Below are 920 nucleotides of genomic sequence, written 5' to 3'. Positions count from 1 at the left end.
GAGAGAGGTCCACAAGGTCATGCCGTCACACCGTCAGCTTGATCGCTTCGATGAAGCGGGAGTTGTCGAAGTCACCGGCGGTGTTGAGGTCGGGGCGGGCGTTGTTGCAGGACTGCGCCTTCCAGTCCAGCCCGCTGATCTTGACCATGTTGCAGGCCTGTCCGCTGCCGACGTTCCAGACGAAGGTCACGAAGTAGGGGGTGTCCTGCTTGGTGCCGCCGATGTAGTTGTCCTTGCCGTCGGCGACGATGGGCGTCCAGTTCGGCTTCCAGGTGCCCTGGCCGTTGGTCGAGTCGGGGTTGTAGACCATGGCGTTGCCGGCGGAGCCCTGGACGCCGTACACCGCGACGTTGAGCGCCTTGATGGGCCTGCCCTGTCCGACCGTGCCGCTGACGGTGCCGTCGCACACCGGTTTCTGCCACCCCTTGCCCTGCACGAAGGCGCGGTAGCAGACGTGCCGGCCGCCGGGGTCGTCCTTCGCCAGGCGGTTGACGGCGGTGGCCGCGGTCTCGGCCTTGGGCTTGGCGGTCACCGTGGCCGTGGCGCCGCCGCCCCCGCCGCCGGACGCGCCCGCCGCCGCTCCGGTCGCCGTGTCGGCGGCCGGCGGCGTGGTGGACTGCGTGGGAGCCGGTGGCAGCGGGGCCGACGAGGTCGCCGAAGGGCTGGGGGCGAGGGTGCTGCCGGCCTCGGCGACGGACTCGGTGGCGCCGGAGGCGATGGAGGGCTTGTAGGCGATCCAGAGCATCACGAAGGTGATCGCGAGGGCGAGGAACACACCGAAGAAGGTCGCCAGCCAGCGCGGCAGGAACCCCCGCTGCACGTAAGTCCCCTCCACGGGCAGCGGACTGACGCCCGAGCGCAACACCGAGAGCGTGTAGGGGCGTTGTTCCTTCGCGCCGAACCAGATGATCCGGCGCGGC

At 70.0% G+C, this 920-nt stretch carries 1 pseudogene; it reads right to left on the bottom strand.

Annotation, left to right across the window (positions count from 1 at the left end):
• Positions 1–25: 25 nt before the first annotated feature.
• Positions 26–920 (bottom strand): annotated as a pseudogene (locus ACYF6T_RS44520) (hydrolase); the annotation flags it as partial.

It is taken from the genome of Streptomyces sp. 7R007, assembly GCF_054850255.1.
This window is presented reverse-complemented; position numbering and strand designations above follow the sequence as displayed.